Source organism: Maricaulis salignorans, from assembly GCF_900103475.1.
Taxonomy (GTDB): domain Bacteria; phylum Pseudomonadota; class Alphaproteobacteria; order Caulobacterales; family Maricaulaceae; genus Maricaulis; species Maricaulis salignorans.
Genome location: NZ_FNHG01000001.1, coordinates 201,540 through 218,520 on the forward strand (window position 1 = coordinate 201,540; position 16,981 = coordinate 218,520).

Here is a 16,981-nt window from a genome sequence, read left to right on the forward strand (position 1 = left end):
TTTCCGAATTTCCGAACTCGCGGCAGAGTCGGATTTCCCCTGTGCCAGCTGGCCTGCAGGCCCGCAGCCCGTCACGGCACCGTCACACAGCCTCTATAGGGCCAAGGCCGAAACGGGTCGGTCGGGATCGGCCCACATTGCACGGTTTCTTTAGGGGGTCCCTCAAATGTCGAAGCAAGAATTCCGCAAATTTCTGCTGGCCAGTACCGCATGCGTCCTGCTGGCAGCCTGTTCGGATACATCGATCTCGTCGCCCGGCGGCAATAATGTCGGAACACCCCCCGGTGGTGGTGGCGGCGGTGGCGGCACCGGTAATGTGGTGATCGATCTCGTCCCGGCTGGAGGCTGCGGCACCGGCTCGATCCGCGAGACAAGCGTTACGCACGGTACGACCACCATCAATGCCTGTGAGATCACCGGCAATATCACTTCGAATACGACGATCGCTGCCAATGCCGGTGTGATCGTCACCGGACCGGTTTTTGTCGGTCTCGATGATGGCGCCACGGCGCAAAAACCCAATGGCGAGGCCGCTGGCGGCACGCCGGTTACCCTGACCATCAACCCGGGCGCGACTCTGTTTGGCGCTGCCGGCTCCGACTACATCGTCGTCACCCGCGGTTCCCGCATCGAAGCAGTCGGCACCGCCGACTCGCCGATCGTGATGACCTCCCGGTCCGACATTGAAGGCACGGTGGGCGCTAACGAAATTGGTCTTTGGGGCGGTCTGGTCATCAATGGCCGCGCACCGATCAATGCCTGTATCGACGGCACAGCTGTTGGCGGTTCTGCCGATTGTGTGAAGTCCGGTGAAGGCTCTTCCGGCCTGTTCGGCGGCGACAACCCGGCCGATGATTCCGGGACGCTGCGTTACCTCCAGGTTCGCTTCGCCGGCTTCAAGGTCAATAATGAAGACGAGCTCAATGGCATTGCTTTCCAGGGTGTCGGCAGCGGCACGGAAGTCGACTATGTCCAGGTCCACAATAATGCCGATGACGGCGTTGAGATGTTCGGCGGGGCCGTCGATCTGCGCCACCTGGTGCTGACCGGCAATTCCGACGACTCGATGGACTACACCGATGGCTGGCGTGGCCGTGCACAATATGTGCTTGTGCGTCAGTCGGCCGATGGCGACCAGGGCTTCGAGTTCGACAACCGGTCGTCGAACAACACCTTGCTGCCACGCTCCAATCCTCGCATTTCCAACTTCACCCTTGTCGGTCAGCGCGGCGGCACGGGTTCCAACGACTCCGATCAAGGCATGCTGATCCGGGCCGGGACCGCTGGCGAGCTGTATAACGGCATCGTGGTCGACTTCGGCGACAACTGCCTCGACATCGATGACACCGAGACCTTTAACCGGATCGGCGCTACCGGCGCTTCCGGTGATGAAGACCTGGTCATGCAATCGGTCGCGCTTGACTGCGTGGTCAACTTCTCGGAAACGGCCGGCGACCCGGTCGATGTTTCCGACTGGTTCCTCGGCCAGGCGAACAATGCCGAAATCGACAACACGATGTCGGACGTCTTCCCGGGCCCGATCGAACTGGCCGTGGCCACCACCGACGTCAACGCGCTCGACCCATGGTTCGAACCGACCACCTATATCGGTGCCTTCTCCGGTTCCGAGAATGCGGCCTCGAACTGGGCCGCGGGCTGGACCTACAATCTCTTCGCCGATCCGGGCTGTCCGACCGGCACCACCGAATCCGCTGAAGTCATCAACAATCAGCGTATCTGCCAGATCACCGGCAATGTGACTGCCGATCTGCACCTGACGCGTGGCTCGGTCTATGAACTGGTCGGTCCGGTGTTCGTCGGTGTTGACCGAGGTCCCGATGCCGCCAGTCCTGCGCCCTCGGGCATCGAGGTCGAGCTGACGATTGACCCGGGTGTCACAGTGTTCGGTTCGGCAGGTTCCGACTATATCGTGATCGCCCGGGGCTCGAGCATTCGCTCCAACGGTACCCGCACCGCGCCCGTCGTATTGACGGCCCGCTCGGATGTGGAAGGCACGGTTGGCGCCACCGAGATCGGTCTTTGGGGCGGTCTGGTCATCAATGGCCGCGCACCGATCAACGCCTGTATCGACGGTACTGCAACGGGCGGTACGGCCGATTGTCAGAAATCCGGTGAAGGCTCTTCCGGCTTGTTCGGTGGTGCCGATCCGACGGATGACTCGGGCAATATCTTCTACACCCAAGTCCGCTATGCCGGCTTCAAGGTGAATAATGAGGACGAGCTCAACGGTATCGCCTTCCAGGCTGTCGGTAGCGGTACGGAAGTCGATTACGTCCAGGTTCACAATAATGCCGATGACGGTGTTGAGATGTTCGGCGGGGCCGTCGATTTGCGCCACCTGGTGCTGACCGGCAATTCCGACGACTCGATGGACTACACCGATGGCTGGGTCGGGCGCGCCCAATACGTGATCATCCAGCAGTCGGATGATGGCGATCAAGCTTTCGAGTTTGACAACCGATCGTCGAACAACACGCTTCTGCCACGGTCCAATCCCCGCATCTCGAACTTTACCCTGATCGGTCGCCGTAATGGTGCGGGCTCGAATGACTCCGATGAAGGCATGCTGATCCGTGCCGGCACCGCGGGCGAATTCTATAACGGTATCGTGGTCGATTTCGGCAATGCCTGCCTGAATGTCGACGACGCCGAGACCTTCGACCGTATCGGTGCCACCGGCGCCGCGGGTGATGAAGACCTCATCATCCAGTCGACCGTGCTCGATTGCCTGACCAACTTCAAGGAAACCGCCGGCGATCCAGTCGATCTGTCGACCTGGTTCCTGGGGCAGGCTGATAATGCCGAGATCACGAACTCGATGAGCGGTTTCACCTTCATCCCGGGTTCCACCGGTGTTGTTCCCGGTGCCACCGAGCTGGCGGTCAACACGACCGACGTCAATGCGCTCGATAGCTGGTTCGAACCCGTGACCTATATCGGTGCCGTCGAGGACAGCAACGACACTTGGTACCAGGGCTGGACTTTCCAGGTCACTCCGTAACGCACGACCGCTCTCCCGGCCGGCAGATGCCGGCCGGGAACTGGTTCCGTTCAACCGAAGTCTCACGGTGATGAAGATGAAAACGAATCGTATGGCATTCATGGCCGCACTCCTCGCGTCAACGACGCTGGTGCCGGCCGCTGCGTTCGCGCAGGATGCGGAAAGCCCCAGTGATGTTGAAGTCATCACGGTGCGCTATCAGTATATCCCCGAAGCTCGCCGCGTGACCTCCGAGGTTTCGGCGTCCCTTTCGATCGACGACCTGCTCACGACCGGCGATTCTGATCTCGCCGGCGCGCTTGTGCGTATCACCGGCCTGTCGACCACCCAGGGCCGGTTTGTCGTTGTTCGCGGTCTGAATGAGCGTTATTCCAACACGCTGCTCAATGGCTCGCCGATGCCATCGCCGGAACCGTTCCGGCGCGCTGCCCCGCTCGATATCTTCCCGACAAATATCCTGTCCAGTGTTCTGGTCCAGAAAACCTTCTCGCCGCGTTTCCCCGGTGAGTTCGGCGGTGGTGTCATCGGGATCGAGACCTCGGCCCTGCCGGAGGAAGGTTTCTTCACGGCCGGCGTCGATGGCAGTTTCAACACGATCACGACCGGAAATCACGGCCTCACCTATCACGGCTCAGACACGGACTGGATGGGCTATGATGACGGTCTGCGTGACATCCCGGCCGAGCTGGCCTCGGTGTTCGAGACCACACGCGTTGGAAACAATCTACCGGCCGACCAGCAGCAGGCGATCGGCCGCTCGCTCGTCAATTCCGAGCTTTGGGTTATCCAGAATGTCGATACCGACGCCAATGGCGCGGTCTCGTTCAATGCCGGTGACCGTTATGATTTCCAGAATTTCTCGCTCGGCGTGATCGCGGCCTTCCAGTACAGCAATGCATGGGAGACCCGTGAGGGCCAGCGTGGCAAGGGTCGGATCGGCGCAGGCGATGAGCTGGTCTATGAAAACGGACCACCGCTCGCCGACCGTTCGGGCATCGCCCTTCCCGGCCGGGGGATCAATAATTTCCTCGGCACCGAAAACACGATCGATGTGTCCGGAATGGTGTCCGTTGGTGTCGATTTCTACACCAATCACTCGATCAATTTCCTGACCATGGCGCTGCGTTCGACCTCGAAAGAGGCGCGCATAGAGGAAGAGTTCAACGCGGGTGCCAATGGCGTTTTCCGCACCGACAGCACTGAATGGTTCGAGCGGCAGGTTCTGTTCAATCAGCTGACCGGTGAACACTTGTTTGAAAGCCTCGGTGGCTTGTCTGTCGAATGGCGGGTGTCCGATGCGACTGCGACCCGTGACGCGCCCTATCAGCGCAATGCCGAATACGCCCATACTGGGGCTGGCTATGTCTATGAAGGCACGGTCAACGGCAACTCGACCTCCTTCTCCGAGGTTGAAGACAACACCTCCGACTACGGGATCGATCTCGAACTTCCCGTCGAGCTGGGATCGATGGACGTCTCGCTGACGGCCGGTTACGCCAATACCAGCCGCGAGCGTGATGCCTGGACGCGTCGCTTCTCCTTCGCACCGGGTTCGGTCGGCATCCCGTCCGAGCTTCTGAGCAGCCGTATCGACTATATTTTTGCGAACCAGAACATCACGGATGAACGCCTGCGTCTCATCGAGACCGGTGGCCTGTCCCTGCCGGAAGCTTATCACGGCCAGCTTGACGTCGATGCCTATTATGTCGGCGCCGATCTTGAGTTGACCGACTTTGTCCGGGCTGCATTCGGGGCGCGTTTCGAAGACGGTGAGTTGAGTGTCGACACCTTCGCTTTCCCGGCCAGTGCGGCGGACAGCGGCCTGGTCGAAACCCAGCAGCAGGAAGACTATGTCCTGCCAGCACTGACGCTGACCTGGACCTTCGCTGACAATCTCCAGCTGCGCACCGGTTACTCCCAGACGATCGCCCGCCCGCAATTCCGCGAGCTCGCCTTTGCCGAGTTCTTCAACACCGAAACCGATCAGCGTTTCCAGGGTAATCCCTATCTGGAAAACACCGAGATCACGAACTATGACGCCCGCCTCGAATACTATTTCGGCCGGGAACAATTCGTCACGGTTGGTGCCTTTTACAAGGAGCTGACCAATCCGATCGAGGAGTTCATCATCCCGATCGGTGATGGCCTCAATACCTCCTTCATCAACGCACCGAGCGCGACCCTGACAGGGGCCGAGTTCGAGTACGAGAAAACCTTCGATTTCTCGGATAGTTGGGATCAGCCTTTCTTCAATGACCGCGAATGGTTCGTGAAGACCAACTACACCTACATCCAGTCGGAAGTGTCGGGTGAAGGTAGTGTCACTGTCGCCCAGGGTGCCTTCGGCAACCCGCAGGCGCTGGTGCTCAGCGCCGCCGGCTTCATTGAAGATGGCCGGGCCCTGCAGGGTCAGTCTGAGCATTTGTTCAACGTGCAGGTCGGCTTCGAAACCTTCGATGGCCGGGCGCGCGGTGCATTGCTCTACAATTACGTCAGTGACCGGACCCGGGCTGTGGCCAACCTGTCAGACAGTCTCCCCGAGATTGTCGAGCAGGTCCCGTCATCCCTCGACTTCGTCTACAGCCGCACGATCAATGTCGCGGAAGCAGACTGGGATGTGGGCTTCTCGGTTCGCAATATTCTCGGTGATGGCTATAGCGCCACCCAGAATGCCGGCGGCACCGAACTGGCCGTCGATACCTATGATCTGGGTACCACGTTCAGCGTCTCGGTGAGCCGGACCTGGTAGCCCAAACGACCGGGGCGGGCCTCTGTGTCCGCCCCGCACGTCGGCCCCCGGCCGGCCCTCTACCGGGCCATGGAACCCCGCCGGCTCGCCGCCTCCCATTCCCTCCCTTTGAGTCGGCTTTTCGCGGTGTTGCGAAACTGTCATGCGGGTGTCGCAGAACTGTCGGGAGTCACGTGTAATCGAAAGGCCAACAGGGGTCGGCATCGCGACCCTTTTCGCTGGTCCGTGACCCGGATCATGCTGTGGGCGAAGTCGGCATGAGCAAGTTGGCACAATATCTGGTTACAGGATCCGGTCGTCATCGGACGCTATCTGCTCTGGCGAGTGGCTTCGAGATTGTCCTCGTCGCCCTGCTCGGCCTTCTGCTGGCCCACATAATCTGGTTCATCGCCTTTGGCGCCAGTGCATCGAACATGTCGTTCGACGATGCTGTCCAGTCTGGCGGCCGCACCAGAGATGCAAGCTACGCCTCCGAAATCGGCGGCTTGCCGTCGGCGCAATTATTCGCCGATCGCACGGCCTCCCTGTCGAGCGCGGTCGAAATCGCCGCAATCCCGGAATCCCGCCTCAATCTGGTCGTGCGCGGCATCCGCACCGGGCAGACCGCTGCCGGCGGCGTCGCCTTCCTGCAAACGCCGGATGGCCGGGACGGATTATTCCGCCAGGGCGATGAAATCGTCGATGGCGTCACACTGCATTCGCTCGACGAGGATCGCATCATCATTGACCGCCGTGGCGTGCTGGAAGCGCTCGTCTTGCGCGAAACCCGACATTCGGTCGCGGCGGCTGCCCCCGCTGCAGCCCCTGCGTCTGCCGGACGCACACGGGGACGGGCACCTGGGGACATCTTCCGCGTCGAACCGGTGTTCGAGGGGCGAGCGCTGATTGGCTATCGCATGGCGACCGAATCCGATGTCGTCCTCACCGCCCTCGGGCTGCGTCGCGACGACATCCTGCTCGCCGTTGACGGCCAGATTCTGGCCGAGGCGGGCGATGTGGCTGAGCTGTTCGAGAGCCTGCAGGGGCGCGAAACAATCTCTCTTTCAATCCGGCGCGGCGGTGTGCCGCTGACCCTCCAGGTGGATTTGTCCTGATGCTTTCGATCTCAAAACGAGTCGCCGCCTTTATCGCGGTGATGGCTATCCTCATCTCGGGGGCCGATCAGGCCCAGGCCCAGGACAGTATCGTCAATTTCAATCAGGCTGATATCCAGACCGTGATCGACGATGTCTCGGCGGTCACCGGTCACACTTTCATCGTCGACCCATCCGTGCGGGGGCGGGTCACTATCACGTCGCAAAGCCCGCTGACCGCTGATGAGTATTTCCAGGTCTTCCTGTCGACGATGCGGGTGCATGGCTATGTTGTCGTGCCGACGGCCTCGGGCGCCTTCCAGATCGTGCCGGACCAGGCCGGTGCGCGTTCGGTCAGCCCGGTCAATGCGGAAATTCGCGGCGACCAATATGCCACCCAGGTAATCCATCTCCAGCATGCCAGCGCCCAGGATGCGCTTGCCGTGTTGCGTCCGATTATTCACCCGCAGGGCAGCGTCAATGCTGCGCCGGGCAGAAACGCACTCGTCATTGTCGACTTCGCCGAAAATATGCAGCGCATCCGGGAGGTTGTACGTGATCTCGATCGCGATACTGCCGTTTATGAAATGGTCGAGCTGGAGAATGCTTCGGCCTCGGAGATGAGTCTGATCATCCAGCGCTCGAACAGTTCGGGCGGCACGGGCGAGGGGCAAACCCGTAGCGGCGTCACCGTCGCGCCACTCTCATCGTCGAACACATTACTGCTGCGCGGCACCGCAAATGCTGTGCGTGATATGGCCGCCTTGATCCGTCGCGTCGACGGGGCGAGCGTCTCCAACCAAGGCTTCCGCGTCGTTTATCTCAACAATGCCGACGGCGAAATGTTGCTGCCAATCCTTGAGGAAATGGTCGACGCAATGAGCGCAGGGGCGCCGGGCGACCGGCGGCCGACGGTCGCCCACCACGCGCCGACCAATGCGCTCGTCATCAATGCCAGCATCGATGTCCAGCGCGAGCTTGAGCGCGTTATCCGTCAGCTCGACGTGCGCCGCCCGCAAGTCCTTGTCGAGGGGATTATCGTCGAGATTTCTGACAGCGCGGCCCGCGAACTCGGGGTTCAGATGATGCTCGCCGGCGGCGATGACAGCAGTACGCCGCTGGCCCTTACACGTTACTCCGCGTCCAATCCCGATCTTCTCGCCCTTGCCGGCGCGGTTGCGGTGCCCGGTGACAGCGCCGATGCCACGATCGGTGAGCTCAGGGATGCGGCACTGGCCTCTCTGCTGGGCGTGCGTGGTGGCGCGTTTGGCCTGGGGGGACAATTGGGCAATGGCGGACTGTTTGGCCTGGTGCTCAATGCCGTGGAGAATGACGTCGATTCCAACGTGCTCGCGACGCCGTCCATCCTGGCCATGGACAATGAGGAGGCGAGTTTCATCTCCGGTCAGGAAATCCCGATCACAACCGGTGAGGCCCTTGGCAACAACAATTCCAACCCCTTCCGCACCATTGAACGCGAGGAGGTCGGCGTTAAACTCCTGGTCCGGCCGCAGATCACAGAGGGCGGAACGGTTCGGCTCTATATCGAACAGGAAGTCTCGAGTATCGCCGGAACCGTGGTGGGCGACTCCACCGATCTGGTGACAAACAAGCGCCGCGTGACAACCACTGTTCTCGCCGACAATGGCGAAATCATCGTGCTCGGCGGGCTCATACAGCAAGATGATGACGTGAATAATTCCCAGGTGCCTGTGCTCGGCAGCCTGCCCGGGATCGGCAATCTGTTCCGGTCGCGTTCGCGCTCCACGCACCGCACCAATCTCATGATCTTCATTCGTCCGACCATTATCAGAAGCGCGGCCGACATGCGGGCCGTGACCGATGGCCGGTATGATTACATCACGCGCGAGCAGCGTCTGTCCCACCCCGACGGTGCGAGCAGCCTGGAAGCCTTGATGGGCATGATGGATGCGACCTCGACGCGCCTGCCGGAGGTTGGGGACTGATCGTGGCCGACAGCCAGAGCTCCAACTCCCTGCCGCCGGTGCGTTACGCCTTTGCGCGCCAGGCGGGGATCGCCTTCATTCCCGGCGATGCGCCGCGATATGTGGTCAGGACGGGTGCGGACCGGCTGCGCTTGCTTGAGGTGCGCCGGGTGGTTGGAGGCAATTATCCCGTCAGCGAGCTGGGTACGGTCGAGTATGATCAGCTCCTGCGCGATATTTACGCCTATGCCGGGCTCGACGAGACCGAGCTTGAGGAAACCACACGGGGCGAGTCGCTCTCCGATCTGATTGACCAGATTCCCCAGTCGGAAGACCTGCTGGATGACTCTTCCAGCGCCCCGGTGATCCGCCTGATAAACGGACTAATCGCCGAGGCCGTGCGCATGCAGGCCTCCGATGTGCACGTCGAATCCTTCAGTGATCGCGTCGTCATCCGCTATCGTATCGACGGCGTGATGAAGGAGGCGGCCAGCGTTTCTGCGAAACTCTCGAAGCTCCTGGTGTCACGGATCAAGGTGATGGCGCGTCTGGATATCGCGGAAAAGCGGCTTCCCCAGGATGGCCGCCTGTCGCTTTCACTCGGCAGCAAGTCTGTTGATATTCGCGTCTCCACGCTGCCGTCGCGAAATGGGGAGCGGGTCGTTCTGCGGCTGCTCGACAATTCGGATGCGCGGTTCCGGCTCGATGATCTGGGCATGTCCGCAGAGGTGCTCGCCGCGTATGAGCGGGCGCTCGCGCAACCCAACGGCATCGTCCTCGTGACGGGGCCGACCGGTGCAGGCAAGACCACGACGCTGTATTCAGGCCTCAACCAGCTCAATACGCTGGCGCGCAATATCCTTACGGTCGAGGACCCGATCGAATACGCCGTCGACGGGATCGGGCAGACCCAGGTCAACACCAAGATCGGGATGACTTTCGCCGGCGGTCTGCGCGCCATCCTGCGCCAGGATCCCGATATCGTGATGGTCGGCGAAATCCGGGATGCCGAGACGGCAGAAGTCGCCGTGCAGGCCAGCCTGACCGGGCATCTGGTGCTTTCGACCGTTCATACAAACTCCGCCGTCGCAGCGATCGCGCGCCTGCGCGATATGGGGGCCGAATCCTATCTGCTCGCTTCGACCCTCACCGCGATCATCGCCCAGCGGCTGGTGCGCCGTCTTTGCCATGCCTGTCGCGAGCCCTATGCGCCAGATCGGGCCGAGCGGGCCATCCTCGGTCTCGACGAGGCGGAGGATGTGATGCTCTACCGGCCCACGGGATGCTCGAACTGCAAGTCGCTGGGCTATGCGGGCCGCGTCGGGATTTACGAAATCGTCGAGGTCGACGAAGTCCTGCGCAAACTCATTCATGAGGATGCACGCGAAAGCGAGATGGCAGCTCACGCCTTCGCGCACACTCAGACGCTGTTTGAGAATGGTGCGTGTCTGGCCTTGCGTGGCGAGACCAGCCTGGCCGAAGTGCTGCGCCTGTGCCGTGATGACGGGGGCGTACGTCATGCCAGCGTTTGAATATAGTGCGCTTGACGGCCGCGGGCACAAGAAGACCGGCCTGATCACGGCGGACTCGGAACTGGCCGCGCGGCGCGAATTGCGCCTGCAGCACCTGGCGCCGCTGGCCCTGCGCCAGGCCGATTCACGTCGTGGCGTGCAAGCGCCGGGCACTGCGGTTGGCCAATTGATCGAATACGTCTCGCGGCGCGATCTGGGAACGCGCGACCTGATGCTCATCACCCGCCAATTGGCGGCGCTGATCGAGGCCGGTATGCCGGTCGAGGAATCGCTGGACCTGGTTGGACGCCAGCTCGAAAAACATGCGATGCGGCGCATCATCATGGCAGTGCGCGCCCGCGTTACCGAGGGCAGTCGGCTGGCCGACGCGATGGCCGCTGCTCCTGGCAGTTTTCCGCCTGTCTATCGGGCCCTGATCGCTGCAGGCGAGGCCAGTGGCAGCCTCGGCATGGTGCTGTCGCGCCTGTCCGACCATCTCGAAACCGAAGATGCCGTCCGCAACAAGGTTGTCGGTGCGCTGGTCCATCCGGCGGTGCTTGCCGTGGTCGCGATCGGCGTCATCACCATGTTGATGCTTTTCGTCGTGCCCCGTCTCGCCGAACAATTCACCGGCATGGGGGTCAGTCTGCCGACTTTGACCCGCAGCATGATCGCGATCTCCAGCTTCCTCGCGACATCCTGGCCCTGGATTGCCGCAGGTCTGGCCGGCAGTGCGATCGCCTTTATCCTGGCTTATCGTCAGCCCGGCTATCGCCGGATCCATGACGCGGTCGTCGTCCGGGTGCCCTTGATCGGCGCGTTTTTGCGCCAGGTCGAGGCGGCAGCCTTTGCCCGTACCATGTCCATCCTCATCACCTCGGGCACGGTCTTGCCTGACGCCTTGAGGGCTGCAGGTCGGGCCGGTGCAAACCACGCATTTCGGGAGATGATCGCGGTCGTCGTCTCGGACGTGGAGAGCGGTCGCGGTCTGTCCGACGCCCTGACCCGCGGTGGCTGGATTCCGTCGCTGGTGATCTACATGGTCGCGGCGGGCGAACGCTCGGGCCGGCTCGACGAGATGTTCGGGCGTGCCGCCGACCAGCTCGGTCGGGATATCGACAGCTCGATCGCGGTCAGCCTGTCGTTATTGGAGCCGGGAATTATCCTGGTTCTGGGGCTGATCGTCGTCCTGATCGTTCTTTCCATCCTGTTGCCGATCCTGCAACTCAACACGCTCGTCCTCGGTTAAGGAGGCCCTCATGACCCCGTATGATGAAGACACTGATACGACCGGCAGCGAAGCCGGTTTCTCCCTGCTCGAGATCATGATTTCCATCTCGATCCTTGGTCTGCTGGCCACGATTGTGGTGATCAATGTCATGCCAGCTCAGGATCAGGCGATGGTCCAGAAGGCCTCCGCCGATATCGCAGTGCTGGAGCAGGCGCTCGACGCATTCCGGCTCGACGCGCGCCGCTATCCGTCAGTGGAAGAGGGGCTTCAGGCTCTCGTTGAAGTGCCTGCGGGACCCGGCGCGGCCTATCGTGAACAGGGTTATATCCGTCGCCTCCCGGCCGACCCGTGGGGCCATGCCTATCAATATGTCTATCCCGGCCAATACGGCGTGTTTGACGTGTTTTCGCTCGGCCGCGATGGCCGCGAAGGCGGCGAGGGGCTCGATGCCGATATTGGCAACTGGGAGCGCGAATCATGAGCATGAATGCCGAGAAGGAGTCAGGTTTTTCCTTGCTTGAAGTGCTGGTCGCGGTCTCGATCATGGCACTGATGGCGACCACGATCGCGCTCGCCGCCAGTCCCGAGCGCACACCGCTGCGCCGCGAAGCGGAGCGCCTGGTTGTGCGGCTTCACGATGCCGAGCAGGAAGCCGTGATCTCCGGTCAACCGGTTGGGCTGACGCTCACAGATGGTGGCTATGCCTTCACCAATTATGTCGACGGCGAGTGGCGACCGCTGCGCAACCACCCGACCCTGCAGCCGCGCGGCTTTGCCTCTGAGATGACACTGCGCAGCGATACCATCGCCCTGGCCTGGCACCCCGAGGGTGTGGCCGTGTATCCCGCGGCATTCTTCGACCCTGCCGGTTTCAACGATCCGTTCCGGCTCCTGTTGGAGGAGCGGGGTCAGACTTACGCGATCCTGCTCGACGATGCCGGACGCCTGCGTGTGGAAGCCGTCGCGGGATGAAGCCTTGCAGCTCCCATAGCGAGGCCGGTTTCTCCCTGATCGAGGTCATGATGGCGCTGGTGGTCCTGGCGTTGGGCGGGATTGGTATGCTCAGTCTGATGCAGAGCTCGACCCGTAATGCGGCCGTCATCCAGGAGCGCGCCCTGGCGGTGATGGCTGCCGAAAATCTACTCAACCAGGCTCTGCTGGAACCTCGGCTGCGCGGCGGCGATGCGGGAACGTATGAGCTGGCCGGTGGCAGCTATGCCTGGCAGCTCCTGGTCGAGCCGACCACCGACCGCGATCTGCAGCGCCTGATCTTGCTCGTCAATGCGGGCGGCACGGGCAGCGAACTGGCCCGGCTCGAGACCTTTCGGCGCGGGAGCGGCGGATGAGCACTCCCACCAACCAGGCCGGCTTCTCTTTGCTCGAAATCCTGGTCGCGTCTTTTGTCTTTGCCCTGATGGCCAGCATGGCGGTGACCTTGCTTTCGGCCAGCGTGCAGGGTTCGGAACAGGTTGATGGCGCGCTCGACCGTGTGGGTTCGCTCGACCGGTTTCGGGTGATGCTGCGGGACGATATGGGACAGCTGGCGCTACGGCCGGTGCGTGAAGCCGATGGGATGCGCGACCCGGTCGTGTTTGCTGCTGCAACCAATGGCGTCCCGGATCGTCACAAGGCGGTGCCGACCGATCTAGTCTTGCTCGTCTTTACGCGCGGAGGTGCCACCGATACGAGCGTGGGCCGGAGACGCAGCTCCCTGATACGTGTGGAATACGTCCTGCGGGGCGACCGCATCGTGCGGCGGGTGCGAGGTCATCCTGATGCCGGTCTGACAAACGGGTTTCGCGAACAGATCCTGATCGAGGGTGTCAGCGAGGTCGGGCTCGAAGCTCTCGTCGGAGCGGCCTGGGTCGATACGATATGGGTGCCGGCTGGTCCTGCCAACCAGGCCGCCGAACTGCCGCGCGCTGTGCGTTTGCACTACAGCCTCGCCGGTCTGGGCCGGCTGGAGCACTTTGTCCTGACCTCGACTACGAGGGTTGTGGCGTGATCGGGCGCGCGGACAAGCAGGCTGGTGCGGCGTTGATCACGGCGATCCTATTGGTGGCGCTGATGTCGAGCCTGGCGCTGGCCATGACCTCCGGGATGCGTTTCTCGCTGCGCCAGGCCGCCAATATGGAGGTGCGGGATCAGGCGCACTGGTATGTGCTCGGCGCGCGCGATTATGCCGAGGCCTTGCTGCTACGGGCCCTCGACGATCCCAGTCAGGCCTTCCGACCCGATGCCGGCTGGCTCAACACACCGCGCGTTTTCCCGATAGAGGGCGGCCAGATTACCGGCGAGATCCGTGATGCCCATAATTGCTTCAACCCCAACGCGCTGGTGACCGCTGATGCCCAGGGCAGGCTTGCGATCAACGCTGATCAGCAACCCCAGTTCGAGCGCCTTCTGAGAGAGACCGGGATCCCAGCCGGGCAGGCAGTCCAGATTGCCGCGGCGACGGCTGATTGGCTCGATAGCGATCTGCGACCGGTCACGTCCGGCGCCGAGGACGATATCTATCTGCGCGACGGGCGCGCCTACCGCACCGGCAATACCTATCTGTCGGAAGCGGGGGAGTTGCGTGCGGTCGCCGGTGTCACGACCGACGCCTATTCGCGTGTGGCGCCGTTGATCTGCGCCTTCCCCGGCGCTGTACCCCTGGCGCTCGATATCAATACATTGCGGCTCGATCAGGCCCCCTTGCTGATGGCAGCACTGAATGGCGCCCTTACCCGGGCCGAGGCCGAGACCGTTCTGCTACAGCGGCCGGCGGCCGGCTATGCCGATATCGAGGCATTCTGGGCCACAGACATCATGCGCGCGCTCGAGCTCGATGCCGCAGAGCGGCCTGAATTGGGAGTGAGCTCGCGGTATTTCGAGATCGACATCACGGTGCAATACGCGGGCATTCGATACGCGTTGCGCGAGCAGATCGAAGTGAGCGGCGGGCGGCAGATCACGCGTGTGACGCAGCGACATGGAATGTTCCAATGAGTCAGACCCTCGTCCTGTTCCCATCACCGCCGGATGGCCTGCAATGGTCAATCCTTGAAGGCGGCCACGAGGCCGTGGTGCAGGTCTCCTCCGGCGACAATTCGGCTTCGCTCGATACGGCGCTGCTGCAAGCAATCAGGTCCACCATTGTCATCCTTCCGTCCGACGATGTCTTTGTGAGCCAGGCCGTGTTGCCGACCCGGTCGGAGCATGATGCCCGGCAGGCCGCGCCATTCCTCATCGAGGAAGAGCTCGCCTCCCGGCTGGAGGAGGTCGATGTCGCCATCGGTGCTCCGGATGAGGATGGGCAGCGATGGGTGTTCGCCGCGGCCAAATCAGCGGTTGAGGCCTGGCGTGATACCTGCCGGCCCTACCTGCGCGGGAGTGTGTCGACGGTCCCCGATTGCCTGCTTATTGCCGAAGGCGACGCGGCGCTGACCCTTCGCCACGAGCAGGGCCGGGTCATCTATTTCTACGGGGAGGCGTTGCGGCAGCCTGGCCGGGCGATTGGCGGTGCCTGCAGCGGGCGCATGTTCGACTCCTTGCTTCACAGCCTGACAGCATCGGCGAGCGAGGGACGGCTCGCGGTCTCTCCAGCGCTTGGCCTCGCTGGGGAGAGCATACGGCCCCTGCGTGACCGGCCGCTGGATCAGGCGGCTTGCGGCTTGTCGGAGGGGGTGTTGAAACGGATGCCGGCGCTGTTCGGTCAGAGGCTTGGCGCCGGTATAGACTGGTCGCGGACCCTTGGCCTGTTTGCACGCAGCGCTGCCCTCGCGGCCAGCCTTCTGCTTGGCCTGGGGCTCTTCATGATCGGCGAGAGTGTCTATCTGATGCAACGGGCCGACCGTTATGATGCGGCCAGCGTTGAGCTTGTACAGGCGGCTTTCCCTGCTATTTCCGGCTCGCTCGACCCAGTGCGTGCCCGCAGGATTCTCGACGAGCGGCTTGCCGAGCGTCACGGGCGCGAGCGAAGCGGCGAATTCCTGCCACTGCTCGCTGCGCTGGCGAATCTGTCAGACGGGCATGATTCCGTCGTGATCCAGGCGATCCGCTATGATCAGTCTCGTCAGGAACTCAGCGTCTCGGCCCGCTATGACGTTTTCTCCGATTTCGATGCGCTGAGTGAAGATGCGCAGGCGCGCAATATCGAGCTTGTCGATCAGGGCGCGCGCGATGGCCCCGCCGGGATAGACGGCGATTTCACGCTGAGGATCCCATGACCGCCCTTTTGTCGAGCATTCCTGCGCTCTGGGCCGCCCGCACGGGCCGCGAGCAAGTGATGACCCTGGCCCTCGCCGGCCTCTTGCTGGCCTGGCTGGTCCAGACCCTTTTGGTCGGGCCGCTGCTTGATGTTCACGAGCGGGCCCGCCGCGAATACGCAGCGGCTGTCGAACAGCACCGCGAGATTCGGGAAGGCCTGGCCGATTATGCCGTCCTGCCAGCGGCAAATCCCGGCTCGAACGAGGCATCGCGGCCGCTGCGCACAATAGTTGGCGCGGCCGCGACTTCGCGGCGTATCGCCATTGCCGGCATTGTCCCGGGCGTCGACGGACGACTGAGCGTACATATCGACCGCGCTGACTACGGAGCCGCGATGGGTTGGCTGATCGAGATGGAGCGCCGCTATGGCATTGAGGTGATGTCGATCACCATGGCCCGGCTGGGCCGTGACCAGGTCGAACTCAATCTCGTTCTGACCAGGGCAGGGAATTAGGCAAATGCTGCGATTATTGGCTGTTTTCATCATCGCATTGCTGATCGGGCTGATTGCCACGCTGCCGCTGAAGCTGGTGCTCGGACTGACCACCAATGGGGTCGATCTGAGCCGGGCCGAGATACATGGCTCGATCTGGAATGGCACGATCCGGGGCGCGCGCCTCGGTCAGGTCTCCATGCGCCGGGCGCAAATTCACACCCGGCCGTGGACCCTGCCAGGTGGCCGGCCCGCAATCGACTGGGTGCTGGCCGATGCCGGGTTGCGCGGCAGTGGGCTTGCGCGGGTCGATCTGCACGGTAACTGGCAAGTGCTCGATGCCCAGCTCGTCGGCGTACCGGTTCGAATGGGCCTGCAGGAGATCCCCGGCCTCACGGAAGCGGCGGTCATCACGGTCAGCCTCGACCGGCTGGATTTCACCGGTGGCCATTGTGCCGCCGCCAGTGGCGTGATGACTGCGGCTTTCTCGGCCGATCTGTCGCAGGAATTCGGCCTTGCTGTACCCGAATTGAACGGCGCTCTGGAGTGCCGCGGCGGCGAGCTCGTGGCCGCACTATCCGGGGAGACTGCGGATATGACGGTCGCGGCAGACATGATTTTTGGCTCGGCTGCTGTCGCGTGGACGATCGACATCGCAACGACGAATGCCGATCTGGGCAATGCGCTGTCCTATTCAGGCTTCCAGCTCTCGGATGGGATCTGGCGGCAAAACGGGGAGATGGGTCATGCGGATTAAGGCAATCA

General features: G+C 62.4%; 14 protein-coding genes. All 14 read left to right on the forward strand.

Annotated features, from left to right (window positions below; genetic code table 11):
* The first annotated feature begins 166 nt into the window (after positions 1 to 166).
* The 14 genes from BLT42_RS00970 to gspN all read left to right on the forward strand — a co-directional run bounded on the left by BLT42_RS00970 (position 167) and on the right by gspN (position 16,973).
* On the forward strand, positions 167 to 3,022 hold the full coding sequence (locus BLT42_RS00970) for a hypothetical protein (RefSeq protein ID WP_091765386.1): 2,856 nt from the start codon (positions 167 to 169) through the stop codon (positions 3,020 to 3,022).
* Positions 3,023 to 3,122: 100 nt separating this feature from the next.
* Positions 3,123 to 5,771, forward strand: coding sequence for a TonB-dependent receptor domain-containing protein (locus BLT42_RS00975; protein ID WP_233342241.1), 2,649 nt, complete (start codon positions 3,123 to 3,125; stop codon positions 5,769 to 5,771).
* Positions 5,772 to 6,028: 257 nt separating this feature from the next.
* Complete coding sequence (locus BLT42_RS00980; RefSeq protein ID WP_143023984.1) at positions 6,029 to 6,865, forward strand: type II secretion system protein N; 837 nt, start codon at positions 6,029 to 6,031, stop codon at positions 6,863 to 6,865.
* Complete coding sequence (gene gspD / locus BLT42_RS00985) at positions 6,865 to 8,811, forward strand: type II secretion system secretin GspD (protein ID WP_091765391.1); 1,947 nt, start codon at positions 6,865 to 6,867, stop codon at positions 8,809 to 8,811. The genes BLT42_RS00980 and gspD overlap by 1 nt, the downstream gene beginning before the upstream one ends.
* Positions 8,812 to 8,813: 2 nt before the next feature.
* Positions 8,814 to 10,322 carry a GspE/PulE family protein gene (locus BLT42_RS00990; protein ID WP_324609745.1) on the forward strand — a complete coding sequence of 503 codons (1,509 nt, stop codon included), beginning with the start codon at positions 8,814 to 8,816 and terminating at the stop codon, positions 10,320 to 10,322.
* Complete coding sequence (locus tag BLT42_RS00995) at positions 10,309 to 11,550, forward strand: type II secretion system F family protein (protein WP_091765396.1); 1,242 nt, start codon at positions 10,309 to 10,311, stop codon at positions 11,548 to 11,550. The genes BLT42_RS00990 and BLT42_RS00995 overlap by 14 nt, the downstream gene beginning before the upstream one ends.
* A gap of 10 nt (positions 11,551 to 11,560) precedes the next feature.
* A complete protein-coding gene (gene gspG / locus BLT42_RS01000) occupies positions 11,561 to 12,013 on the forward strand; it encodes a type II secretion system major pseudopilin GspG (protein ID WP_091765399.1) in 453 nt (150 codons plus the stop codon).
* The gene (locus BLT42_RS01005; protein WP_091765402.1) at positions 12,010 to 12,504 is read left to right on the forward strand and encodes a GspH/FimT family pseudopilin; all 495 of its coding nucleotides are present in this window, start codon (positions 12,010 to 12,012) and stop codon (positions 12,502 to 12,504) included. Before gspG ends, BLT42_RS01005 begins: the two co-directional genes overlap by 4 nt.
* Positions 12,501 to 12,878 carry a type II secretion system minor pseudopilin GspI gene (gspI, locus tag BLT42_RS01010; RefSeq protein WP_091765405.1) on the forward strand — a complete coding sequence of 126 codons (378 nt, stop codon included), beginning with the start codon at positions 12,501 to 12,503 and terminating at the stop codon, positions 12,876 to 12,878. The genes BLT42_RS01005 and gspI overlap by 4 nt, the downstream gene beginning before the upstream one ends.
* Positions 12,875 to 13,537, forward strand: a complete 663-nt coding sequence (locus tag BLT42_RS01015) for a GspJ family type II secretion system protein (protein ID WP_091765857.1) — start codon at positions 12,875 to 12,877, stop codon at positions 13,535 to 13,537. Before gspI ends, BLT42_RS01015 begins: the two co-directional genes overlap by 4 nt.
* Positions 13,534 to 14,523: a type II secretion system minor pseudopilin GspK gene (gene gspK / locus BLT42_RS01020; protein ID WP_176780186.1), complete on the forward strand. Its 990-nt coding sequence runs from the start codon at positions 13,534 to 13,536 to the stop codon at positions 14,521 to 14,523. Before BLT42_RS01015 ends, gspK begins: the two co-directional genes overlap by 4 nt.
* Positions 14,520 to 15,743: a type II secretion system protein GspL gene (gspL, locus tag BLT42_RS01025; RefSeq protein ID WP_091765411.1), complete on the forward strand. Its 1,224-nt coding sequence runs from the start codon at positions 14,520 to 14,522 to the stop codon at positions 15,741 to 15,743. Before gspK ends, gspL begins: the two co-directional genes overlap by 4 nt.
* A complete protein-coding gene (gene gspM, locus BLT42_RS01030) occupies positions 15,740 to 16,237 on the forward strand; it encodes a type II secretion system protein GspM (RefSeq protein WP_091765414.1) in 498 nt (165 codons plus the stop codon). Before gspL ends, gspM begins: the two co-directional genes overlap by 4 nt.
* Before the next feature lie 4 nt (positions 16,238 to 16,241).
* A complete protein-coding gene (gene gspN / locus BLT42_RS01035; protein WP_091765417.1) occupies positions 16,242 to 16,973 on the forward strand; it encodes a type II secretion system protein N in 732 nt (243 codons plus the stop codon).
* The last annotated feature ends 8 nt before the right edge of the window (positions 16,974 to 16,981 follow it).